A 22,412-nucleotide genomic window follows, 5' to 3' on the forward strand; every position below is an offset into this window, starting at 1 on the left:
GTCAGATCCCACCCATCCCGCCGGCGCCCGAGCCGCCGAGCGCGTCACCCATCCGGTCGAGGTCGGCCTGGAACATGACGTACTTCGGGACCCCCTCGAGCGCCCGGGGGCCGAGGGCGGTGGCGAGGAGGCCGCGCGCCTCCTGCTGCTGGTACCAGGGGACCCAGCGGTCCCCGATGCGCACCTGGCGCACCTCGGGCTCACGGCCCGCGGTCAGCCGCAGCAGGTCGGCCCGGCAGACCGGGACCTCGCGCTCGACCCCGCCCCGGGGCGTCCACGGGACGTCGTCGGCGGCCGGGCCGTGCTGGGGGTTGAAGAAGCAGGGCTCGCGCCGCGCCGGCAGGTCGTGGCCGTCGCGGCGGGCCAGCACGCAGGCGAGGTGGTAGCGACCGTCGACCAGCACCGGCACGACCTCGCGGACGGCCGCAGCGGTCTGGGCGCCGGCGAACGCGCGCTTCGCGTCGTCGTACAGCTCGAGCGCGCGGCGGTAGTCGGCCTGTGCCTCGGCCCCGAGCGGGTCACCGAGGGTCTCGACGTGCAGCCCGGCGAGCTGCTCGCCGAAGACGGTGACGTCCTCGTCGACCAGCCGGCGCAGCTGCCGGTACTCGTCCCGCTCGGCCAGACGTCGTTCCTTGCGTGCGCGCAGCCACCCCATAGGCTCACCGTAGGGGTACTTGCACCGGTCCAGTCCAATTCCACGGGGGAGCTGATGACCTCACCGATCCTGCGCCGCCTGGTCGGCGCGACGACGCTCGCGCTGCTGGCCGCCGGGCTGGTGGCCGCTCCGGCGAGCGCCGACGACCCGTACGACGTGCCCGACGACGCGGTGATCCACCTCGAGGGCGACGGCGCGGGGCACGGCATCGGGATGTCGCAGTACGGCGCGTACGGGGCCGCGAACGCGGGGAAGACCTGGCGCCAGATCCTCGACTTCTACTACCCGGGCACGCACACCGGGCTCCGGGGCGGCCAGGTGTCGGTGTGGATCAGCGGCGACGACGACCGCGACCTCGTGGTCGACCGGGCGCCGGGGCTGACGGTCCGCAAGGTCGACGGCCGCAGCTGGCGGGTCGCCGGCGTGAAGGCGTCGCGCTGGCGGCTGACCCCGGCGCCTGAGGGCCGCACGGAGATCTCCTACCGCACCGGCAGCTGGCACCGCTGGAAGCTGGTCCGTGGCGACGCCGAACTGACCCGGGGCGGGGCGCCGGTGACCCTGCGCACCCCCGACGGGCCGGTCGACTACCGCGGGGCCCTGCGCTCGACCCGGCACGACGGCACCCGCGTGAGCGTGAACGTGCTGCCGATGGAGCAGTACCTGCGCGGCGTCGTGCCCAGCGAGATGGCCGCGTCGAGCTGGCCGCAGCAGGCGCTCCGCGCGCAGGCGGTGGCGGCCCGCACCTACGCGGCGTACGAGCGTGAGCACACCGCCAACCCCGACTACGACCTGTGCGACACCGCCGCCTGCCAGGCCTACGGCGGCGCGTCCGCGGAGTACAGCACCTCCGACAGGGCGGTGCTCAAGACCGCCCGCATCGTGCTGACCTACGAGGGCCAGACCGCCTTCGCGCAGTACTCCGCGAGCAACGGTGGCTACACCGTGGCGGGGCAGTTCGACTACCTCCCCGCGCAGGCCGATCCGTTCGAGGGCACCTCGTCGGACTACTACGGGTGGACCCGCACGGTCACCTCGGCCCAGGTGGAGGCGGTGTACGACGTCGAGAACCTGAGCGCGATCGGCATCGAGACCCGCAATGGCCAGGGGCCGCGCGGCGGACGAGTGGGCGACGTGCGTCTGTGGTCCTCGACGGGGTGGACGGGCACGGTCACCGGCGAGAGCTTCCGGCGCAACCTGGGGCTGCCCTCGACGCTCTACGAGATCACCGCGGTGGAGCCGGCGGCCCCCTGACGACCCCTCCGAGAACTACTCCGCTGTAGTTCACCCGGATCCGTGGCGGACCACCCGAAAGGGTGGTGGGATTTCCCAGAAGTCCCACCAGTCCCTGTCGTCACAGCCCCGCGGAGGCCCCGGTGCACCCGAACCGCCGCCGACTCCTGGCCCTCGTGGCCCGCCTGCTGCTGGCCGTCGCGATCGCGCTGCCGCTGGCCGCGCTGGTGCCCGGCCGCGCTCCGGCGACGACCGCCGACACGTGGTCGGTGCCGCGCCAGGCGTGGGTCAAGATCTCCGGCCACGGCTACGGCCACGGACGCGGCATGTCGCAGTACGGCGCCGAGGGCGCTGCCCGGGAGGGGCTGACCTACAAGCAGATCATCGACTTCTACTACCCCGACGCCAGGTGGAGCCAGGCGAAGAAGCGGATCGCGGTCCTGATCACGGCCGACACCAGCGACGACCTCGTGGTCAAGGTGCGCCGCGGCCTGCGCGTCCACGACGCCGCGGAGAAGACGATCACCCGCCTGCCCGACCTCTCCGACCGCGACGCGACGATGTGGCGGATCCGCGCGGGTGACGACGGCCGCGACCGCGTCGCGTGGTTCAACGGCCGCTGGCACCTCTACGGCGCACTGGACGGCCGCGGTGGCTTCTCCCGCAAGCAGGGCAAGCCGGTCACCCTGGTCACCCCCTCCGGCGCCACGGCGTACCGCGGCCGGCTCTGGTCGCGCGCCCCCAGCGCCGGCGGCACCGCCCGCGACGCCGTCAACGTGGTCAGCCTCGAGAACTACCTGCGCGGCGTCGTCCCGATGGAGATGCCGGCGCTGTGGCACCCGGCCGCCGTCCGCGCCCAGGCCGTCGCGGCGCGCACCTACGCCACCTACGAGCGTGCCCACCCGCGCGCCCGGCACTACCAGATCTGCGACACCTGGTCGTGCCAGGTGTACGGCGGGGTGGCCGCCGAGCACCCGGCCTCCGACGCCGCGGTGGAGAAGACCGCCGGGAAGGTGCTGACCTGGCGCGGCGAGCCGGCCCTGACCCAGTTCGCGTCGAGCAGCGGCGGCTGGACGGTCTCGGGCTCGGTGCCCTACCTGCCGGCGCAGAAGGACCCCTACGACGGGTGGTCCGGCAACAGCGTGCACAGCTGGTCGCTGCGCCTCACCGACACCCAGCTCGAGTCGCACTGGCCCTCGATCGGCAACCTGACCCGGATCTCGGTCCTCGACCGCGACGGCAACGGCGACTGGGGCGGCCGCGTGCAGAGCCTGCGCCTGGTCGGCTCCGCGGGCCGGGTGACCGTCAGCGGCGACACCTTCCGGTCCGTGCTCGGCCTGCGCTCCGACTGGATCACCTTCGGCGTCCGCTCGCGCTGACCCCGGCGTCAGGACTGGCGACGGGCGGTGCGCTTGGCAGTGCTCCGCTTCGCGGCTGCCTTCCGGGGCGAGGAGGACTTCGCGGTCGTGCTGGCGCCGGTCTTCCGTGTCGCCTTCCGCGCTGCGGCGGCCCTCGGCCTGGCGGTCCTGCTCTGCTTCCCGGCGGCTGCTGACGCCTCCACCTGCTGGGCTGCTCGAGCCGCTGCGACGTCTGCCTCCGCGGCCGCCAGCTTGGCCTGCCGCTTCTCCCAGGTGCGTCGGCTCTCGGCGAGCTCGTTCTCCGCGTCCGCGCGATCCTCGTCGGCCTCGCGAGCCAGCGTGCGCGCCTTCTTCTCCTCCTTGGCCAGGCGCGCGAGGCGCTGCTCCGCGACCTGGCGCGCGGACCTGGTCCGCTTCCGTTCGCGACGGGCCTCCTCGGAGGCCGTCGTCGCCGAGCTCAGCCGGGCCTCGACCGACTGCAGGACGGTGTTCGCCTCCTCGGCCTTCTCCCGCTGCCGGTCGGCACGCTGCTGCAACAGCTCCAGGTTCTCGGACACGGTCCCACCTCCTGCGGGGCGGAGGTTCCGCCGGGCACTGCCCGGGTACCCAGGCCGCGGCACCCGCATGTGGCCCGGTGCGGCGACCGGGCTCAGCCGGCTTCGCCGCGCGCCTGCTCGACGTTGGACCGGTGGGGGCCGGCCAGCCAGTCCTGGGCCAGGCGCACGTCCACCGGTTCCTCCCCTCGCCGCAACGCCTCGACGTACGCACGGTCGGCCTCCAGCCGGGCCGCCACCTCCGGGCCCCGGGCGACGGCGCCGTGGCCGGGGACGACCACGTCGACCTGCCGGGCCGCCTCGGCCAGCCGGTCGAGCGCCGTCAGGTAGGCGCCCACCTGCCCCGGGCGGCGCGGGTCGAGCAGGGGGATCAGGACGTCGGAGAGCATGTCGCCGGCGACCAGCACGCCCCGGTCCGCGAGCAGGACCGCGGCGTGGCCGGTGGCGTGGGCCTCGTGCTCGACGAGGGTGCCCGGCACCGGGCCGCGCCCGGCGGGCAACGGGGTGACGAGCGCGACCAGCTCGAGGGGGATCCCCGACGCGCTCGCCGCCGCCATCTCCTGCGCGCGTTCGCGCACCCCTCCGGCGGCCTGCGCGCAGTCGGCCGTGGCGTAGCGCGGCACGTCGCCGAAGCGCGGGTGCCAGAGCAGGTGGTCCCAGTGGAGGTGCGTGGAGAACCCGGCGACCACCGGCAGGCCGAGCGCGTCCACGTCGTCCGCGAGCTCGGCCAGGTCATCGCCATCGATGCCGGGGTCGACGAGGACCAACCCGTCGTCCCCGCGCACCACCACGGCGTTGCTCCACACCCACGCGCTCTGACGGACCCAGACGCCGTCGGCCACCTCGCTCAGCATCGCCCGACCCTGTCAGCCGGGGCCGTCCCCCGCAATCAGCCGGGTCTGCTCAGCCCAGCACGAGCACCAGGTCCCCACCCTCGACGGCCTGGGTGCGGTCGAGGGCGAGCCGCTCGACCGTGCCGTCGACCGGGGCGGTGATCGCGGCCTCCATCTTCATCGCCTCGATGGTGGCGACGGTGTCGCCGGCCGCGACCGTCGCGCCCTCCTCGACCACGATCGTGACCACGCCCTGGAACGGCGCGGCGACGTGGCCGGGCCTGGTGGGGTCGGCCTTCTCGGCGGCCGCCACGTCGGCGGACACGCTGCGGTCGCGCACGCTGATCGGTCGCATCTGGCCGTTGATGGTGGCCATCACGGTGCGGAAGCCGCGCTCGTCGGGCTCGCTGATGGCCTGGAGGCCGAGGATCAGGCGGACCCCCTCCTCGAGCTCGACCTCGTGCTCCTCGCCGTGGCGCAGGCCGTAGAGGTAGTCCAGGGTGGGCAGCACCGAGACGTCGCCGTAGGTCTCGCGCGACTCGAGGAAGGTGCTGGTCGGGCCGGGGAAGAGCAGCTGGTTGAGGGTCAGCCGGCGGGTGGCCTCGCTGCCCCGGAGCCCCTCGGCCTGCTCGGTGGTCAGCGAGCCGGTGGGCGGCTCCCAGGAGCGTCCCTCGAGGGCCCTGGTGCGGAAGGGCTCGGGCCAGCCGCCGGGCGGGTCGCCGAGCTCGCCGTGCAGGAAGCCGATGACGGAGTCGGGGACGTCGAAGGAGCCGGGGTCCTCGGCGAACGCCGCGGGGTCGGCGCCGACGGCCACGAGCTGCAGGGCGAGGTCGCCGACGACCTTGGAGGACGGCGTGACCTTGACCAGGTGGCCGAGGATGTCGTCGGCGGCGGCGTACATGTCCTCGATCTGCTCGAACTTCTCACCGAGGCCGAGCGCGATCGCCTGCTGGCGCAGATTGGAGAGCTGGCCGCCGGGGATCTCGTGGCGGTAGACGCGGCCCGTCGGCGCAGGCAGGCCGGACTCGAACGGCGCGTAGACCCGGCGGGCGGCCTCCCAGTAGGGCTCGAGCGCGTTGACCGCGGCCAGCGACAGACCGGTCTCGCGGTCGCCGTGGTCGGTGGCCGCGACCAGCGCGGAGAGCGGCGGCTGGGAGGTGGTGCCGGCCATCGAGGAGGTGGCGGCGTCCACGGCGTCGACGCCGGCGTCGATCGCGGCCAGGAGCGTGCCGATCTGGCCGCCGGTGGTGTCGTGGGTGTGCAGGTGCACCGGCAGGTCGAACTCGCGGCGCAGCGCGGTCACCAGCGTGCGCGCAGCCGGCGCCCGCAGCAGTCCGGCCATGTCCTTGATCGCGAGCACGTGGGCGCCGGTGCCGACGATCTGCTCGGCCAGCCGCAGGTAGTAGTCGAGCGTGTACAGCTCCTCGCCGGGGTCGGAGAGGTCGCCGGTGTAGCAGAGGCAGACCTCGGCCACGGTGGTGCCGGTCTCGAGCACGGCCTCGACCGCGGGCCGCATCTGCTCGACGTCGTTGAGCGCGTCGAAGACCCGGAAGACGTCGATGCCGGTGCGGGCCGCCTCCTCCACGAACGCAGCCGTGACCTCGGTCGGGTACGGCGTGTAGCCGACGGTGTTGCGACCGCGCAGCAGCATCTGCAGGCAGATGTTCGGCACCGCCTGCCGCAGCGCGGCCAGCCGTTCCCACGGGTCCTCGGAGAGGAAGCGCAGCGCCACGTCGTAGGTCGCACCGCCCCAGGCCTCAAGCGACCAGAGCTCGGGGGTGGTGCGGGCGACGTGCCCCGAGACCGCGAGCAGGTCGCGGGTGCGCACCCGGGTCGCGAGCAGCGACTGGTGCGCGTCGCGGAAGGTCGTGTCGGTGACCGCGACCTGCTGCTGCTCGCGCAGGGCCCGCGCGAAGGCCGCCGGCCCCTCGGCCAGCAGCCGCTGCCGCGTGCCGTCGGGGGCGGGCACGGAGAGGTCGACCTCGGGCAGCTTGGTCACCGGGTCGACGCTGACCGGCGCCGGCCCGTGCGGCTGGTTGACGGTGACGTCGGCGAGGAAGGTCAGCAGCTTGGTGCCGCGGTCGCCGCTGCCGCGCGCCTGCAGCAGGTGCGGGTGGGTCTCGATGAACGACGTGGTGATCCGGCCCGCGGCGAAGTCGGGGTCGTCGAGGAGTGCCTGGAGGAAGGGGATGTTGGTGGAGACGCCGCGGATCCGGAACTCCGCCACCGCCCGCCGCGACCGCTCGAGCGCCTTCTCGAACGTCGCGCCGCGGCAGGTCAGCTTGGCCAGCATCGAGTCGAAGTGCGCCGACACCTCGGCCCCGGTGTACGTCGTACCGCCGTCGAGGCGGACGCCGGCGCCGCCGGGGGAGCGGTAGGTCGTGATCCGGCCGGTGTCGGGCCGGAAGTTGTTGGCGGGGTCCTCGGTGGTGATCCGGCACTGCAGGGCGGCGCCGCGCAGCCGCACGGTGTCCTGCGCCAGCCCGAGGTCGGCCAGTGTCTCGCCGCTCGCGATCCGCAGCTGGCTCTGCACCAGGTCGACGTCGGTCACCTCCTCGGTGACCGTGTGCTCCACCTGGATCCGCGGGTTCATCTCGATGAAGACGTGGTTGCCGGCCGGGTCGACCAGGAACTCCACGGTCCCCGCGTTGCGGTAGCCGATCTCGCGGGCGAACCGCACCGCGTCGGCACAGATGCGCTCGCGCAGCGCGGGGTCCAGGTGCGGCGCCGGGGCCATCTCCACGACCTTCTGGTGGCGCCGCTGCACCGAGCAGTCACGCTCGAAGAGGTGGATCACCTCGCCCCCGGCGTCCGCGAGCACCTGCACCTCGATGTGCCGCGGGTCCACGACCGCCTGCTCGACGAAGACCGTCGGGTCGCCGAAGGCGCCCTCGCCCTCGCGCATGCAGGTCTCCACGGCCTCGCGCAGGTCCTCGAGGCGGTCGACCCGCCGCATGCCACGGCCACCGCCTCCGGCCACGGCCTTGACGAACAGCGGCAGCGGCAGCGCGGACGCCGCGTCCACCAGCGCGTCGACGTCGGTGGACGGCGCCACGCCACGCAGCACCGGAACGCCGGCCGCCTCCGCCGCGGCGATCGCCCGGGCCTTGTTGCCGGTCAGCGTCAGCACGTCGGCGGTCGGGCCGACGAACGTGATGCCGGCGTTCGCGCACGCCTCGGCCAGTGCCGGGTTCTCGGAGAGGAACCCGTAGCCCGGGTAGACCGCGTCGGCGCCGGCGCGCACGGCCACGGCCACGATCGCCTCGGGGTCGAGGTAGGCACGCACCGGGTGCCCGCGCTCACCGATCTGGTAGGCCTCGTCGGCCTTCAGCCGGTGCTCGGACCAGCGGTCCTCGTAGGGGAAGACCGCCACCGTGCGCGCCCAGAGCTCGTACGCCGCACGGAACGCGCGGATCGCGATCTCGCCGCGGTTGGCCACCAGCACCTTGGAGAACATGGCGTCACGCTAGTGCCGGCCCGCGGCGGTCCAGCCCGGTGCGCGGCGACGTCCCGGGTGGTGGACGTTGACCGGCCGGTAACCCGCGCAGGTGCGGGTCAGCGGTCGACCAGCCCGCTGCGCACCGCGATCGAGAGCGCCTCGAGCTTGGAGTGCGCGCCCAGCTTGGCCGACAGGTTCGCGATGTGGTTGCGCACCGTGTGCACGCTGACGTGCAGCCGGCCGGCGATGGCGCTGTTCTGCAGGCCCTCGGCGACCAGCTCGAGCACCTCGCGCTCGCGCTCGGTGAGCACCGTCGACCGCGACTCCTGGCGGCGCCGCATGTGGGGGAGCAGCCGGATCAGCATCTCCGGCGAGATCACGGCCTCGTCGGCGGCCGCCGCCCGCACGGCGGCGACGACGTCCGCCACGCTGCCCGACTTGGAGAGGTAGCCCGACGCCCCGGCCTCGATGGCGGCGACGAGCACGTGGTCGGCCGTCGAGGCCGTCAGCACCACGGTGCGGGTGACGGGCGAGAGCCCCTGCACCTCCGCGATGAACTCGATGCCGTCGCCGTCGGGCAGCCGGACGTCGAGCAGCAGCACGTCCGGCAGCAGGGCCGGCAGCAGCTCACGGGCCCGCGCCAGCGTCGGCGCGATGCCGACCGGGCTCAGGTCGGGCTCGGCGTCGAGCACGAGCGACAGGCTCTCGGCCAGCACCTCGTGGTCATCGACGACGAGCACCCGCGTCGGGCCCCCGTCTGCGCCCGGTTGTCCCGGGCCCCCCGTGGTGGTCATTGTTCGTGAGCATCCTCCCCGTTGGACACACGAGCCCCAAATGTACTAGTACGTACCCTGCATCGGGGGTCTTGTTGCCCACCAGTGTCGACCGGATGATCTGCGTCGTGGAAGCAGCGACGACGCGGGTCGCCGTCGTCGACGACGACCGGAGGTTCCGGGACGCCGTGGCGGCGGTGCTGGCCGCCGATCCCCGGTTCGACCTCGTGGGCGAGGTGGACACGGCCACGGGCGCCGGCGAGCTGGTCCGGGCGACCCGCCCCGACTGCGTGCTGGTCGACGTCCGACTGCCCGGGGGCGGCCCCCTGGTGGTCCGGACGGTCCTGGACACCGCGGACGACATCGGGCTGCGGCCTGCCGTCGTGGCGGTCTCGGCCGACGTCGGTCCCGAGGCGGTCCGCGAGATGCTCGACGCCGGGGTCTCCGGCTACCTGGTCAAGGGCGGCCTCGGCGACGTGCTCGCCGACCTGCTCGAGCGGTGCGCGCGCGGCGAGGTGGTGCTGGCCGTCCCGGGCGCCGCCGAGGCGCTCGCCCACCTGCGCCGGCGGGCGCAGCACGACCCCGACGGCGCGCCGGACGGTGTCGGCCGGGCCGCTGGCTGAGGATGGTCCCCGTGAGCACCGAGGAGGGGCGTCCGGGTCGCCCCGACCGAGGCACTGACGGCATGTTCTTCGCGGTCATGGACGCCGCGGCCACGCCGGTCGTCCTCGTGGACCCGGCAGGAGTGGTGGCCGAGGGCAACGACTCAGCGGTGGCCTTCTTCGGCTATCCACGCGAGGAGCTGCTGGGTCTGCCCGTCGACGAGCTCGTCGGCACCGAGCACGCCGCGGACCACGCCCGGCTGCGCGAGGAGTACGTCGCCGACCCCGCACCCCGACCCTTCCGCAGCCACGACCGCCTGCGGGCACGCCGCCGCGACGGCTCCGAGCCGTGGGTGCAGGCGATGCTCACGCCCGTGGAGACCGAGGCCGGTGTGTGGGTCGTCGCGACCTTGCAGGACCTCACCCCCCGGCGGGCGGAGGAGCAGCGCCTGCACGAGCTGACGCGCTCCTCGCTGATGCTCTCCTCGCTCAACCAGGCCGTGCTGCGGGCCCGCGACGCCGACGACCTCTTCCGCGAGGTCTGCCGCGTGGCCGTCGATGAAGGCGGGTTCGCAGGCGCCTGGGTGGCGCGGCCGGTGTCGGCGGGGGCCCTCGAGGTCGCGGCGACGGCGGGACTCATGGACTCCTGGGCCGGGCGCCGGATCGAGCTCGCCGAGGTGCCCGACCGGCTGCCCTCCGCCGTGGCGATCCTCGAGGCGGTGCCGGTGTACCACGCCGACCTGCAGACGGCCGAGCTGCACGACCAGGTCAGGGACGCGGCACGGGAGCAGGGCATCCACGCGGTGATGGCGCTGCCCCTGCGCTGCCGATCTGAGGTCGTCGCCGCGCTGACCATCTACGCCGACCACCGTGGCGCCTTCGACGAGGCGTTGCGCGTGCTGCTCGAGGACCTCGCGGACAACGTCGGCCATGCCCTCACCAGCCTCGACTCCGCCCGGCGGCTCGACGAGGTCGCCGCCCACCGCAGCACCCTCCTCGCCCGGCTGCTCGACGCGCAGGAGGTCGAGCGGGCGCGGATCGCGGCCGACGTCCACGACGACCCCGTGCAGGAGCTGGCCGCGCTCGACCTGCGGCTGGGGCTGCTGCGGCGCCGGCTCGAGGCCGAGGGGTCGGCGACGCTCGACGACCTGCGCCGGGTGCAGGGCATGGTCGCCGCGGTCACCGGTGGCCTGCGTGAGCTGCTCTTCGAGCTCGAGCCCGGCAACAGCGACGCCGACCTGGTCACGCTCGTGCGCGGCGCCGCCGAGCACGTCTTCGAGGCCTCGTCGACGCGCTGGTCCCTCGAGCAGGCGGGAAGCGAGGACGACCTGCCCGTGCAGGTGAGGCTGCAGGCGCTGCGCATCGTCAAGGAGGCGCTGATCAACGTGCGCAAGCACGCGCGCGCGGGCACCGTGCTGATCCGGCTCGACCAGGCGCCGGGGGTGCTCCGTCTCGAGATCGAGGACGACGGCCGCGGCATCGGCGCCGCCACGCTCGGCCCCGGCCTGCCCGGCCACCGCGGCCTCGCCAGCATGCGTGACCGCGCGGAGGTGCTCGGCGGCTCGCTGGAGGTGGCCGGGCTGGAGCACGGCACCCGCGTGCGGGTGACCCTTCCCCTCGGCCGGTCGGGTCCGGCCCCGGTGACAGGAACCTAGGTCCCAGCCCCCCTCATCCAGGTCGGCCTGCGGCTCCCGGTCGCCGCGCGGGGCGCGATCAGTCGGGCGGTGGCACGAGGAACTGCTCGACGAGGCCGGGGACGGCGGCGACGGCGACGGAGACCGCGTCGCCGTCCGGTACGTCGAGCGCGGTGACGTGCTGACGCCCGCCGGCGACCGTGGCGACGAGCGTGGTGAGTCCGGCCCGTCGCTGGAACCAGGTCGCGCGGAAGACCCACCCGATCACGCTGTCCTCGCGCACCGCGTCGCGGCGGCGGTAGAGGCTTCCCGAGCGCACGACGAGGTGGCGGTCGTGCCGTCCGTGCCCGAGCGAGCGCACCCGGTCGACTCCTACCACCAGGGCGGCCGGCAGGGGCAGCAGCGCGAGCCAGACCAGCGCAGCCGGGGCGCCGAGCACGACGGCCAGGACCAGACCGGCGGTGACCACGGCGGCGGGGACCAGCACGCGCACCCAGCGGCGTCGGGCCGCGGCCGGACCGTGCGGGTGCAGCCGGCCGGTGACGGGGCCGGGGCTGCCGACGACGTCGGTACCCACTGCCTCGACCACGTGCCGGGGCGCCGGCGGCGCGAGGGGCGTCGAGCTGACCTGGCGGTGGTCGAGGCCGGTCGCGATCGCGGCCAGGCGGGCCGCCCCGACCAGGCGGAGCCCCAGCGGCTCACCCAGGCTGACGCCGGTCAGCCGCTCGGCGTCCACGCTGGTCTCGCGGGTGGTGAGCAGGCCGCGCCGGACGTGCCAGGTGCCGTCACCTCCGCGACTGAGCGTGAAGCCCCAGTTGGCGACGAGGTAGGCGACGATCGCCAGCGCGGTCACCAGCACGAGCACGACCAGCAGCGTCACGACGGCCCGGGTCGGGGTGCCCGCGGCCTCCTCGGCGGTGCGCTCGAGGTCGAAGGCGTCGAACAGCCCGCTGGTGTCGGCGACCTGGGCGGCCACGCCCAGCGCGGCGGCGGCGAGCACGTACCCGCTGCCGGTCAGCGGGGCGTACCGCGCCCAGGCCGGGCTCAGCCGCAGCAGCACCCGGTCGGGGACCGCCGGCTCGTCGCCGGCACCGGCGGCGGGGTCGGCGCGGCGCAGCAGCGCGGCCCGCATCTCGCGGGCGTGGTCGACCGGGAGGCCGTCGAGGTCGAGCTGGTCCTCGTCGCTGGACGACGCGGTGCCGGTGCCGATCCGGACGGTGGTCAGCCCGAGCATGCGGTGGAAGACCGACGCCGTGAGGTCGACGGTGCGGATGCGCTCCAGCCGCACCGACAGCAGGTGCCGGTCGAGCAGCCCGCGCTTCAGCTCCACGCGCTCGTCGTCGAGGCGGTAGGTGGTCGTGAAGTAGCGCAGCACGCCCAGGCCGACCGGCACCGCGATGCCCCACAGCTGCCAGCGCGGGTCCGCCCCGGACGAGGCACGGCCGGCCACGAAGAGGCCCACCAGCACGGGCAGGAAGCGCACCACCTCGCGGATCGGGTGGACCAGCAGCATCCGGGTGTCCAGCCGCCGCCAGCCCGCGTTGGCCGCCGGCGGGGGGAGCTCGGTCACGTGGCGTCGCCCGGCTCGGCGTCCGCCTTGACGGTCAGCTCCTCGACGAGGTGTCGGGCCCGGTCGCGGTCGAGGCCGGCGATCTCCACGGCACCGGCCGCCGAGGCGGTGGTGATGGTGACCCGGGCCAGGCCGAAGGCGCGCTCCAGCGGTCCCTCGGCGTGGTCGACGGTCTGGATCCGGGACATCGGGGCGATCCGCCGCTCGCGCGACCACCACCCGACCTGGGTGTAGACCGCGGTGTCGGTCACCTCCCAGCGGTGCACGGCGTAGCGCCAGCGCGGCACGAGCACGGCGTACGCCGCGACGAGCGCGAGCACGACCAGCACCAGCCACCAGGTGACGTCGACCGGCGTCAGGACCGCCAGCGCGACCAGGAGGACGCCGGCGATCAGCAGGCCCTCGAGGCTCGCGGTCACGTGCCACAGGCTCCGCGCGCGCGGACTCACCCGCTCGCGGGGGTCGCGCAGCGCCGGGCTGGTGTCCATGTCCGCCATCCTGTCAGCGCGTGCGAGCGGGCGTGGCGTCAGTCCTTGAGCTCGCAGATCACGGCGCCGTGGGTGACGGTCGCGCCGACCTCGGCGTCGAGCCCGGTCACGGTGCCGGCCTTGTGGGCCTTGAGCGGCTGCTCCATCTTCATCGCCTCGAGCACCACGACCACGTCGCCCTCGGCGACCTGCTGGCCCTCCTCGACGGGGACCTTGACGATCGTGCCCTGCATCGGGCTGGTGACGGAGTCGCCGCTCACCGCCGCACCCTTCTTGGCGCCGACGCGGCGCTTGGGCTTCTTCGCACCGCCACCGCCACCGCCGCCGTTGCCGTTGCCGACAGCCAGGCCGCCGAGCCCGCCGGGCAGGCTGACCTCGAGCCGTCGGCCACCGACCTCGACCACGACCGTCTGGCGCTCGCCGGGGTCGTCGGCCTCGGCGCTGTCGCCGGAGTAGGGCTCGATCTGGTTGTCGAACTCGGTCTCGATCCAGCTCGTGTAGATGTGGAACGTCTCGCCGTCCCCGATGAAGGCGGGGTCGTCCACGACGGCCTCGTGGAACGGGATCACCGTCGGCATGCCGTCGACGACGAACTCCGACAGCGCGCGCCGCGAGCGCTCCAGCGCCTGGGTGCGGTCGCGGCCGGTCACGATCAGCTTGGCCACCAGCGAGTCGAAGTTGCCCGGGATCGTCTCGCCCTGGTCGTAGCCGCCGTCGACGCGTACGCCGGGGCCCGAGGGCTGGTGCCAGCGGGCGAGCGTGCCGGGGGCGGGCATGAAGTTGCGGCCGGCGTCCTCTGCGTTGATGCGGAACTCGATCGAGTGGCCGCGGACCGTGGGGTCGCCGTACCCCAGCTCCTCTCCGGCGGCGATGCGGAACATCTCGCGCACCAGGTCGAGGCCGGTGACCTCCTCGGAGACGGGGTGCTCGACCTGGAGGCGGGTGTTCACCTCGAGGAAGGAGATCGTGCCGTCCTTGCCGACCAGGAACTCGCAGGTGCCGGCGCCGACGTAGCCGGCTTCCTTCAGGATCGCCTTCGACGCCTGGTAGACGCGGGCGACCTGGTCGTCGGAGAGGAACGGCGCGGGCGCCTCCTCGACCAGCTTCTGGTGGCGCCGCTGCAGCGAGCAGTCGCGGGTCGAGACGACGACGACGTTGCCGTGCTGGTCGGCGAGGCACTGGGTCTCGACGTGGCGCGGGTGGTCGAGGTAGCGCTCGACGAAGCACTCGCCGCGGCCGAACGCCGTGACCGCCTCGCGGACGGCCGAGTCGAACAGCTCGGCGACCTCCTCGCGGTTGCGGGCGACCTTGAGGCCACGGCCGCCGCCGCCGAACGCCGCCTTGATCGCGATGGGGAGCCCGTGCTCGTCGGCGAACTTCACGACCTCGTCGGCGTCCTTGACCGGGTCGGCCGTGCCCTCGACGAGCGGGGCACCCACGCGCTCGGCGATGTGGCGGGCCTGGACCTTGTCGCCGAGCTTCTCGATCGCCGAGGGCGGGGGGCCGATCCAGATCAGCCCGGCGTCGATCACGGCCTGCGCGAAGTTGCGGTTCTCGGCGAGGAAGCCGTAGCCGGGGTGCACGGAGTCGGCACCGGACGACTTCGCGATCGCGATGATCTTCTCGATGTCGAGGTAGGTCTCCGCCGGGGTCGCGCCACCCAGCGCGTGCGCCTCGTCCGCGAGGCGGACGAAGAGCGCGTCGCGGTCGGGGTCGGCGTAGACCGCCACGCTGCTGATCCCGCTGTCGCGGCAGGCCCGGATCACCCGGACTGCGATCTCACCACGGTTGGCGACCAGCACCTTGGTCAGAGGAGTCGTCTGAGGCACGGTCGCAGCCTAGCGCCGCCCTCGCCGGGCCCCGGGCGAGGTCTCAGGCAACGGGGTCGACGGGCAACCGGAGGGGCGGCACCCCGCCGAGCCGCTTGTGGTACCTCACGTGCTCGGCGCGGGCCTCGAGCGCCCGCCACAGGGCGCTGTGCGCGGCCCAGGGGAGCGGGTCGTCGCCGCTGCGCCAGGTCTCGCCGAACCCGATCCACACCGGCGTCCACGCGGCCGCGCAGTCCCACGCCCCGCGGTGGCGCTCGAGGAGCCGGTGCTTGACCTGGAAGGCCTGGCGCGGCCCGTCCAGGCAGTTGGGGGCGGTCGCGATCGGCCACAGCCGCAGGTCGATCGCCATCAGCTCGAGCTCGAGGTCGGCCTGGACGCACGGATCCACCAGCACGGTTGCGACGTTCTCGTGCGGGCGCCTCACCCCCACGAGGCTAACCCCGGACGCCGACGTCCGTCCCGGCTACGGGTCGGGGACGTAGATGTTGTCGTGCTCCTCGAGGAAGGCCTCGAGCTCCTCGTGCGACGGCGCCCACCGGCCCTCGGCCATCTCGACGAGACCGCGGAAGTACGCCTCGCGGGGTGCGCCCGGGACGAAGAGGATGAGGAGCGACGCGTCGGCCCCGGAGTCGTTGCGGAAGCCGTGCAGGCCGCCTTCGGGCACGTGGAGGAAGTCGCCGGGGTGTCCCTCCGACCAGGTGCGGCCGTCGTACAGGCTGACCGTGCCGTCGAGCACGAAGAACGACTCGCTCATGGTCCGGTGGAAGTGGGGCCGGGCGCCGCCGGGCTCGGGCCCCATGTCCCACCGGTAGAAGCCGAACTTCCCGTCGGTGGTGGCGCCGGTCGCGAGGAAGTGCGCCGCGCCGTTGGGGCGGGGGAGGTCGGCAGGGGTGATGGCCGGCCGCAGCCACGCGGTGCTCTCGCCGGTCGTGCCGTGGTAGCGCGGTTCGGGGTAGGACACGCCCCGACGTTACGGCCGGACCGGGGTGCCGCTCAACGGATCCGGGCAGGGGGGCCGGGGTCAGGGGTCCTCGGTCCCGCGGGGGCGCAACGCCGTCGCGAGGCGCCGCAGCGCCGGACGCGTCAGCCACCAGCAGGCGGTGCCGACCGCGAACGACGACAGCGTCGCCAGCACCGGGTGGTCGTCCTCGAGGTGCGGGTAGACCTGCCAGTGGGTGAGGTAGACGAAGAGCGAGCCGCCGGCCAGCAGCGTGAGGGGGCGGGTCAGCAGCGCGGGCACGCGCAGCGTGGGCAGGGCGGCGAGCAGGGCGATCCCGCCGACGACGACCAGCTCGCGCTGCAGGTCGTCGAAGAAGCCGACGGTGGCGACGGCGGCGAGCACTGCGACGAGGACCCGCCGGGAGGGGGTCGTCGCCCGGGCGGCCAGCCAGCCCAGCACGAAGCACCAGGCGACGACGCCGGTGGTGTAGCGCTCGGTCGGGCCGGCCTCCACGCCGGTCCACGCGAACCGGACGACCAGCGCGGCGCCGAGCAGCGCCAGGGGTACGCCGAACGGCGCGCGTCGCTCCCAGCGGTCGAACGCCGGGACCGCTGCCAGGGCGACGGCCCCCAGCGAGAGCCACACCAGCGCCTCGAGGAACCAGAGCTGCCAGTCGACGGTCCAGGTGTCGCTGCCGAGCAGCTGGTTGAGCAGGAGCGGCGTGGTCGCGGCGTACATCCCGGTGGCGAGCGTGATCGCGCCCAGGACCAGCGCGCTCGGGACGGCGACCTGGGCGACGGCGGACAGCCCGTTGCGCACCCGCTGGCGGCGCGGCACGTCACCGAGCGAGAAGCGGGCGAGGTTGTAGCCGGCGAGCGCGAGCAGCACGTGGGCGCCGCCCGGCACGGTGAGCAGGTTGGCGTGGGTCCCGACGACGAGCACGATCGCCACGGCGCGCAGCACCACGGTGGTGTCCGCGGGCACCCACCAGCGGCGCCCCGGTCGGACCGGGCGCGCGGTCGTGGTCCCGGCGAGGTCGGCGACGGTGCGCGACGGCCAGTCGGCGGGGAGGGTCGGGAGCCGGCCAGCGAGCCGCGTGGCGAGCTCGACGTAGCTCAGGGAGTCACCGCCGAGACCGGTGAAGCTGTCGTCGCGGCGGACGTCGGCCCGGCCGAGCACCGTCGCGAAGTCGTCGACCAGCTGCTGCTCCAGCGACGCGGGCTCGGCGACCTCCGCCTCGGAGCTCGTCTCGACGTAGCGGCCGATCGCGGCGAGGCACGGCTTGCCCGACGGCGTGCGGGGCAGCTCGGCCAGGCGGGTCACCCGGACCGCGGCGGCGGGCAACCCGGCCGCCTCGGCGACGGCGGCGCGCAGGGCGGCCTCGCGGCGCGGGCGCGTGGTCACGGCGTGGAGCAGGTCGCGGCCGTGGGGGTCGGCGAGCAGGCAGGCGAGGTCGTCGCCCAGCCTGTGGCCGACCCGCCGCTCGACCCGCTCGAGGTCGATCCGCAGGCCGAACGCCTTGGCGGTGCGGCCGCGACGCCCGACGATCTCGAAGAGGCCGTCGCGGCAGCGGGCGAGGTCGCCGGTGCGCAGCTCGGTGACCGTGGCGCCCAGCGCGAGGTCGTCGGGCTGCTCGGCGTACCCGAGCATCACGTTGGGGCCCTCGTAGACGAGCTCGCCGACGTCGCGGGGCGCGTCGGCCACCGGGTCGAGGCGCAGCCGGCCGCCGGGGACGGCCACGCCGACGGCGCCGGGGTACCGCTCGGCGAGGCCGGGCGGCAGCCAGGCCATCCGCGCGGTCGCCTCGGTCTGGCCGTACATGACGACGAGGTCGAACCCGCGCTCGCGGCCGAGCGCGGCCCACCGGCGGACCCGGTCGGGCGTCATCCGGCCACCGGCCTGGGTGACGTAGCGCAGCGACGGCAGCTCACGGCCGGCGAAGCCGGCGTGCTCGAGCAGGTCGAAGGTGTAGGGCACGCCCGCGAACGACGTCGCCCCGGCCGCGGTGAACCGCTCCCAGAACTCCTCGTCGACCACGGAGCGGTCGGTCAGCACCACGCCCGCGCCGGTGAGCAGGTGGCTGTGCAGGACCGAGAGCCCGTAGCAGTAGTGCAGCGGCAGCGAGGTGGCCGCGCGGTCGTCGGGGGTGATCCCGAGGTAGGAGGCGATGCTGGCGGCGTTGCTCGTGAGGTTGTCGCGCGAGAGCCGCACCAGCTTGGGGGAGCCGGTCGAGCCCGACGTGCTCAGCAGCAGGGCGAGGTCGGGGTGCAGGTCGTGGCGCGAGCCCTCGTGGCGCTCGGTGAGGCCGCCGTGGGCGTCGAGGACGACGTCGGGCTCCCAGGCGTCCGCCAGGGAGGCCGCGTGCTCCGGTGCCGCGAGCAGTGCGACGTGGCCGTGCTCGAGCGCAGCCAGGTAGGCGACCACCGAGTCCAGGGTGTTGGTGGTCTCCACGAGCACGAGGCGCCGCGTCGACCCCAGCGCCTCCGCGAGCCGGGCCGCGCGGCCGGCCAGGTCGCCGTACGTCACCGGGCCGTGGTCGGTGTGCAGGGCGACCCGTCCGGTCTTCTCGGGGTGCCCGAGGTCGAGCACCGGGCGTGCCGTCGCCGGGGTGGCGGCACGACGGCGCTCAGGGACCAGCAGACTCACGCCCGCGAGTCTAACTTAGGTAAGCCTCACCTTGGTACACGACCCGAGCCACGCTGACCGCCGTTAGTTGACGGCGGGTCAGCGTGGGGTGAAGGCGAGGACCCGGCCGGTGACCGAGACGCCGACCTCGCGGCCGGCCTCGGGGGCGTCGAGACCGGTGACGCGGGCGACGACGGTGGGGCCGTCGTGGACGTCGAGGGTGACGGCGGCGTCGTGGCCGTAGAAGCTGACCTCGACCACCCGGGCGGCCACGGGTCCGTCGTCTCCGAGCCGCAGCTGCTCGGGGCGCACCAGCACCTCGGCGGTGCCGTCGGGCACCGGCTCGAGCAGCAGCAGGTCGCCCAGCGCGCAGCGGGCCACGCCGTCGCGCACGGTCGCGTCGAGCACGGCCGCGCCGCCGACGAACCGGGCGACGTCGGCGTCGGCGGGGGTGCGGTACAGCACGTGCGGCGAGGCTGCCTGCACGAGGCGGCCGGCCCGCATCACCGCGACCTGGTCGGCCAGCGAGAGCGCCTCGTCCTGGTCGTGCGTGACCAGGACGGCCGTCGCACCCGCGGCGTGCAGCGCCCGGACGACGGCGCGACCGGTGCTCGCGCGCAGCGAGGCGTCGAGGGAGGAGAACGGCTCGTCGAGGAGCACCACCGAGGGGTTGGGGGCCAGCGCGCGGGCCAGGGCGACGCGTTGCTGCTGGCCGCCGGAGAGCTCGTGCGGGTGGCGCGCGCCGTACGCCGCGGGGAGCTCGACGAGGTCGAGCAGGTCGCCGACCCGGGCCGAGCGACGCTGCGCGCGCGGCAGGCCGAAGGCGATGTTGGCGGCGACGTCGAGGTGAGGGAACAGCGCACCCTCCTGTGGCACGTACCCGACCCGGCGCTGCTGCGGGGGCACCGGCCGGCCGCTGCCGGCCACGACCCTGTCGTCGAAGGCGATGGTGCCGGCGTCGGGCTCGAGGAAGCCCGCGACCAGCCGCAGCAGCGTGGTCTTGCCGCACCCCGACGGGCCGAGCACGGCGGTCACCGACCCCTCGGGGACCACGAGGTCGACCCCGTCGACGGCGACGGTGGCGCCGAACGCCTTCCGGACGCCCTCGAGGTGCAACGTGCTCATGCCGCGATTCTCCCGCCTGCGTCCCGGCGGGTCGCCTCCCGCCCCAGCAGGATGGTCGCCGGCACCGAGATCACCACCATCAGCAGGGCGTACGGCGCGGCGGCGCCGTAGGCGACGGACGACGAGGCCGACCAGAACTGGGTGGACAGCGTGGCCGCGTCGATCGGCGCGAGCATCAGGGTCGCGGTGAGCTCGGTGGAGACCGCGAGGAACACCAGGGCGGCCCCGGCGCCGATCCCCGGCGCGATGATCGGCAGCGTGACCCGGCGGGCGACCTCGAGCGGACCGGCGCCCAGGCTGTGCGCGACGTCGTCGAGCACGAGCGGCGCCTGCTCGAGCGCCGACCGCACGCTGACCACCGCGCGCGGCAGGAACATGATCGCGTAGGCGACCACCAGCAGCAGGTAGGTCTGGTAGAGCGGCTGCACGACCCGGATCGACACCGTGACCAGGGCCAGCGCCACGACGATGCCCGGCAGCGCGTTCGCGATGTAGGTGCTCCGCTCGACGAAGGTGCTGGTCGCGGTGCGGTAGCGCACGGCCAGCCACGAGACCGGCAGCGCCATCAGCACGGTCGCGGCGGCGCCGGCGGCGCCGAGGCCGAGCGAGGTGCCGGCGGCCTGCACCAGGTCGGAGACGGGGAACGCCGTCGACGAGCCCACCCGCAGCCAGTGCACGAGGCTGTAGGTGGGGACGCCGACGGCGAGCACGACCAGCCCGGCGACTGCGGCGAGCACCGGCCACCGCCACGCGCCGAGGCGCTGCCGCTCGGCCGGTCGGGCGGCGCCGTGGGAGACGCGGGCGTACTGCCGCCGGCCCCGCAGCCGCAGCTCGAGCGTCAGCAGCAGCACGCAGCACAGCACCAGCACGCCGGCGATCATGTTGGCGGCGGCGCCGTTGAAGGACGAGCGGTACTGGTCGTAGATCGCGGTCGTGAAGGTCGGGAACTGCAGCATCTGCAGCGCGCCGAACTCCGCCAGCAGGTGCAGCGACACCAGCAGCCCGCCGCCGAGCAGGGCCGGGCGCAGCTGCGGCACCACCACGCGGAGGAAGGTCCGCCAGCGCGAGTGCTCGAGCGAGAAGGCCGTCTCCTCCAGCGCCGGGTCGAGCCCGCGCAGCGTGGCCACGACCGGCAGGTAGACGAGCGGGTAGTAGGACAGGGTGACCACGAGCAGGGCCCCGCGAAAGCCGTGCACCGACGCCGACAGCGACGACCAGCTGTAGCTGTTCACGAACGCCGGGATGGCCAGCGGCGCGACCAGCAGCCCGTGCCAGAGCGGGCGCCACGGCACGTCGGTCCGTTCGACCACCCACGCCGCGCCGACGCCGATGACCAGGCACAGCGCCGTGCAGCCGACGACGAGCGTCGCGGTGTTGAGCAGCAGCTCGCCGATGCGCGGGCGCACCAGCAGGTCCCAGGCCTCGCTCGGCCCGATGATCACCGTGTACGTCGCGACGAAGCCGAGCGGCACGAGCGCGAGCAGGGCGACGGCGACGCCGGCCAGGAGCAGGAGGGGAGGCGTCCGCCGGGCCTGACCCGTGGTCCGACCCGGCGTGGGCTCGAGGTCCTGCTCGAGGACGGCGGCGTTGCTCAGAGGAGTCCCTCGTCCTGCATCATCTGGACGACGACCTCGCTGTTGAGCTTGCCGACGTCGATCTTCGGCGGGTCGAGCTCGTCGAACGGCTTGACCGGCGGGCCCAGCGTCACCTTCGGGTTGAGCGGGTACTCCATCGCGTAGGAGTCGGCGATCGCCTGCTGCCCCTCCTGGCTGGCCAGGAAGTTCACGAACTCCTGGGCGTCGTCCTGCTTGTCGCTCGACGCCAGCACGCCCGCGCCGGAGACGCTGAGGAAGGCGCCGGGGTCCTGGTTGCCGAAGAAGTGCAGGGCCGAGCTGTCGCTCATCTCGCCCGACTCGGCCTGGTCGCGGTACCAGTAGTAGTGGTAGATCACACCGGCATCGACCTCGCCGGAGTTGACCTGGTCGAGCACGACGAGGTTGTTCTCGAGCTCGGTGCCGTTGTCGGCGAGGCCCGAGAGCCACGCGCGGGCGGCGTCCTCGCCCTGGGTCTCGACGACCGCGCTCACGATCGCCTGGAAGTCGGCCCCGGTGGGCGAGTACGCGACCCGGCCCGCCCACTCCGGGTCGGCGAGGTCCATCAGCGACTGGGGGAGCTCGTCCTTGCTGACGGCGTCCCTGTTGTAGACGAGCACGGTGGAGCGGGCGATGAAGCCGGTCCAGTTCTCGTCGGACGGCACGTAGTCGGCCGGGATCTGGTCGAGCGTGTCCTGGTCGACCTTGGTCAGCAGGCCGGCGTTGTCGACGAGGGTCATCGCGGGCGAGTTCTCGGTGAGGAACACGTCGGCGGGGGAGGCGTCGCCCTCCTGCACGAGCTGGTTGGCCAGCTCGAGGTCCGACCCGCTGCGCAGCTTGACCTCGATGCCCGTCTTCTCCTCGAAGAGCGGCGCGACCTCGTCGAGCAGCTCCTCGTGCTGGGCGTTGTAGACCGTGATGGAGGGTCCGTCGTCGCCGCCGCAGGCCGTCAGCAGCGGCGCGAGCATGATCGTGGCGGCGAGGGCCGCCAGGGTCTTGGGCACGGGGGATCGGTCCCTTCCAGCTGGCTCGGGGGGCGTGCTTAGGGTCGCCTAACCTTATCTCCCGCCGGCAGGGACGGACGTCCCGAGGTGGGGTGACCTCCGTCCCACCCCTCCCGCACCCGTCGCGAGGCCGTGGTTAACAATCACTAACCTCCCGGGCT

At 74.2% G+C, this 22,412-nt stretch carries 18 protein-coding genes; 4 read left to right on the forward strand and 14 right to left on the reverse strand.

The genetic code is table 11. The annotated features are described in order from the left end of the window. Position 1: 1 nt before the first annotated feature. Entirely contained in the window at positions 2–655 is a 654-nt protein-coding gene (locus ACFPGP_RS05405) for a hypothetical protein (RefSeq protein ID WP_378587892.1), read from the reverse strand. A 54-nt stretch (positions 656–709) separates the two neighbouring features. Between ACFPGP_RS05405 and ACFPGP_RS05410 the strand changes: the two genes are divergently transcribed. Both ACFPGP_RS05410 and ACFPGP_RS05415 read left to right on the forward strand, forming a co-directional pair. Continuing rightward, on the forward strand, positions 710–1,906 hold the full coding sequence (locus ACFPGP_RS05410) for a SpoIID/LytB domain-containing protein (protein WP_378587894.1): 1,197 nt from the start codon (positions 710–712) through the stop codon (positions 1,904–1,906). A 122-nt stretch (positions 1,907–2,028) separates the two neighbouring features. Beyond that, positions 2,029–3,264, forward strand: a complete 1,236-nt coding sequence (locus tag ACFPGP_RS05415; protein ID WP_378587896.1) for a SpoIID/LytB domain-containing protein — start codon at positions 2,029–2,031, stop codon at positions 3,262–3,264. 8 nt (positions 3,265–3,272) lie between these two features. On the opposite strand, the gene ACFPGP_RS05420 is transcribed toward ACFPGP_RS05415, so the two are convergent. From ACFPGP_RS05420 to ACFPGP_RS05435, 4 genes are all read right to left on the reverse strand, one after another. Beyond that, a complete protein-coding gene (locus ACFPGP_RS05420) occupies positions 3,273–3,800 on the reverse strand; it encodes a hypothetical protein (protein WP_378587898.1) in 528 nt (175 codons plus the stop codon). A gap of 92 nt (positions 3,801–3,892) precedes the next feature. After that, complete coding sequence (locus ACFPGP_RS05425; protein ID WP_378587900.1) at positions 3,893–4,651, reverse strand: MBL fold metallo-hydrolase; 759 nt, start codon at positions 4,649–4,651, stop codon at positions 3,893–3,895. Positions 4,652–4,700: 49 nt separating this feature from the next. Next, positions 4,701–8,087: a pyruvate carboxylase gene (locus ACFPGP_RS05430; protein WP_378587902.1), complete on the reverse strand. Its 3,387-nt coding sequence runs from the start codon at positions 8,085–8,087 to the stop codon at positions 4,701–4,703. Positions 8,088–8,185: 98 nt separating this feature from the next. Further along, a complete protein-coding gene (locus tag ACFPGP_RS05435) occupies positions 8,186–8,863 on the reverse strand; it encodes a response regulator (RefSeq protein WP_378587905.1) in 678 nt (225 codons plus the stop codon). Between the two features lie 95 nt (positions 8,864–8,958). Between ACFPGP_RS05435 and ACFPGP_RS05440 the strand changes: the two genes are divergently transcribed. Together ACFPGP_RS05440 and ACFPGP_RS05445 are read left to right on the forward strand one after the other, a co-directional pair. Continuing rightward, a complete protein-coding gene (locus tag ACFPGP_RS05440; RefSeq protein ID WP_378587908.1) occupies positions 8,959–9,465 on the forward strand; it encodes a response regulator in 507 nt (168 codons plus the stop codon). Positions 9,466–9,476: 11 nt separating this feature from the next. Further along, positions 9,477–11,099: a PAS domain S-box protein gene (locus tag ACFPGP_RS05445; RefSeq protein ID WP_378587910.1), complete on the forward strand. Its 1,623-nt coding sequence runs from the start codon at positions 9,477–9,479 to the stop codon at positions 11,097–11,099. A gap of 58 nt (positions 11,100–11,157) precedes the next feature. On the opposite strand, the gene ACFPGP_RS05450 is transcribed toward ACFPGP_RS05445, so the two are convergent. The 9 genes from ACFPGP_RS05450 to ACFPGP_RS05490 all read right to left on the reverse strand — a co-directional run bounded on the left by ACFPGP_RS05450 (position 11,158) and on the right by ACFPGP_RS05490 (position 22,251). Continuing rightward, positions 11,158–12,648 (reverse strand): PH domain-containing protein, encoded by a 1,491-nt coding sequence (locus ACFPGP_RS05450; RefSeq protein ID WP_378587913.1) that lies wholly within the window; start codon positions 12,646–12,648, stop codon positions 11,158–11,160. Further along, entirely contained in the window at positions 12,645–13,136 is a 492-nt protein-coding gene (locus tag ACFPGP_RS05455) for a PH domain-containing protein (RefSeq protein WP_378587916.1), read from the reverse strand. Before ACFPGP_RS05455 ends, ACFPGP_RS05450 begins: the two co-directional genes overlap by 4 nt. A gap of 38 nt (positions 13,137–13,174) precedes the next feature. Further along, positions 13,175–14,965 carry an acetyl/propionyl/methylcrotonyl-CoA carboxylase subunit alpha gene (locus ACFPGP_RS05460; RefSeq protein WP_378587918.1) on the reverse strand — a complete coding sequence of 597 codons (1,791 nt, stop codon included), beginning with the start codon at positions 14,963–14,965 and terminating at the stop codon, positions 13,175–13,177. Between the two features lie 43 nt (positions 14,966–15,008). After that, positions 15,009–15,389 (reverse strand): hypothetical protein, encoded by a 381-nt coding sequence (locus ACFPGP_RS05465; protein ID WP_378587921.1) that lies wholly within the window; start codon positions 15,387–15,389, stop codon positions 15,009–15,011. Positions 15,390–15,428: 39 nt separating this feature from the next. Continuing rightward, on the reverse strand, positions 15,429–15,926 hold the full coding sequence (locus ACFPGP_RS05470) for a cupin domain-containing protein (protein WP_378587924.1): 498 nt from the start codon (positions 15,924–15,926) through the stop codon (positions 15,429–15,431). A gap of 60 nt (positions 15,927–15,986) precedes the next feature. Beyond that, positions 15,987–18,551, reverse strand: a complete 2,565-nt coding sequence (locus tag ACFPGP_RS05475) for an AMP-binding protein (RefSeq protein ID WP_378587927.1) — start codon at positions 18,549–18,551, stop codon at positions 15,987–15,989. 78 nt (positions 18,552–18,629) lie between these two features. Then, positions 18,630–19,655, reverse strand: coding sequence for an ABC transporter ATP-binding protein (locus ACFPGP_RS05480; RefSeq protein ID WP_378587930.1), 1,026 nt, complete (start codon positions 19,653–19,655; stop codon positions 18,630–18,632). Continuing rightward, complete coding sequence (locus ACFPGP_RS05485; protein ID WP_378587933.1) at positions 19,652–21,127, reverse strand: ABC transporter permease; 1,476 nt, start codon at positions 21,125–21,127, stop codon at positions 19,652–19,654. Before ACFPGP_RS05485 ends, ACFPGP_RS05480 begins: the two co-directional genes overlap by 4 nt. Before the next feature lie 119 nt (positions 21,128–21,246). Continuing rightward, positions 21,247–22,251 carry an iron ABC transporter substrate-binding protein gene (locus ACFPGP_RS05490; RefSeq protein ID WP_378587936.1) on the reverse strand — a complete coding sequence of 335 codons (1,005 nt, stop codon included), beginning with the start codon at positions 22,249–22,251 and terminating at the stop codon, positions 21,247–21,249. Positions 22,252–22,412: the final 161 nt, after the last annotated feature.

The organism is Nocardioides taihuensis, assembly GCF_042657275.1.
GTDB classification, from domain to species: domain Bacteria; phylum Actinomycetota; class Actinomycetes; order Propionibacteriales; family Nocardioidaceae; genus Nocardioides; species Nocardioides taihuensis.

What these genes read in the sequence shown, in the direction of transcription:
- ACFPGP_RS05405 (WP_378587892.1), bottom strand. Translation starts at nt 655, where the DNA reads ATGGGGTGGCTGCGCGCACGCAAGGAACGACGTCTGGCCGAGCGGGAC.
- ACFPGP_RS05410 (WP_378587894.1), top strand. Translation starts at nt 710, where the DNA reads ATGACCTCACCGATCCTGCGCCGCCTGGTCGGCGCGACGACGCTCGCG.
- ACFPGP_RS05425 (WP_378587900.1), bottom strand. Translation starts at nt 4,651, where the DNA reads ATGCTGAGCGAGGTGGCCGACGGCGTCTGGGTCCGTCAGAGCGCGTGG.
- ACFPGP_RS05430 (WP_378587902.1), bottom strand. Translation starts at nt 8,087, where the DNA reads ATGTTCTCCAAGGTGCTGGTGGCCAACCGCGGCGAGATCGCGATCCGC.
- ACFPGP_RS05435 (WP_378587905.1), bottom strand. Translation starts at nt 8,863, where the DNA reads ATGACCACCACGGGGGGCCCGGGACAACCGGGCGCAGACGGGGGCCCG.
- ACFPGP_RS05440 (WP_378587908.1), top strand. Translation starts at nt 8,959, where the DNA reads ATGATCTGCGTCGTGGAAGCAGCGACGACGCGGGTCGCCGTCGTCGAC.
- ACFPGP_RS05455 (WP_378587916.1), bottom strand. Translation starts at nt 13,136, where the DNA reads ATGGACACCAGCCCGGCGCTGCGCGACCCCCGCGAGCGGGTGAGTCCG.
- ACFPGP_RS05480 (WP_378587930.1), bottom strand. Translation starts at nt 19,655, where the DNA reads ATGAGCACGTTGCACCTCGAGGGCGTCCGGAAGGCGTTCGGCGCCACC.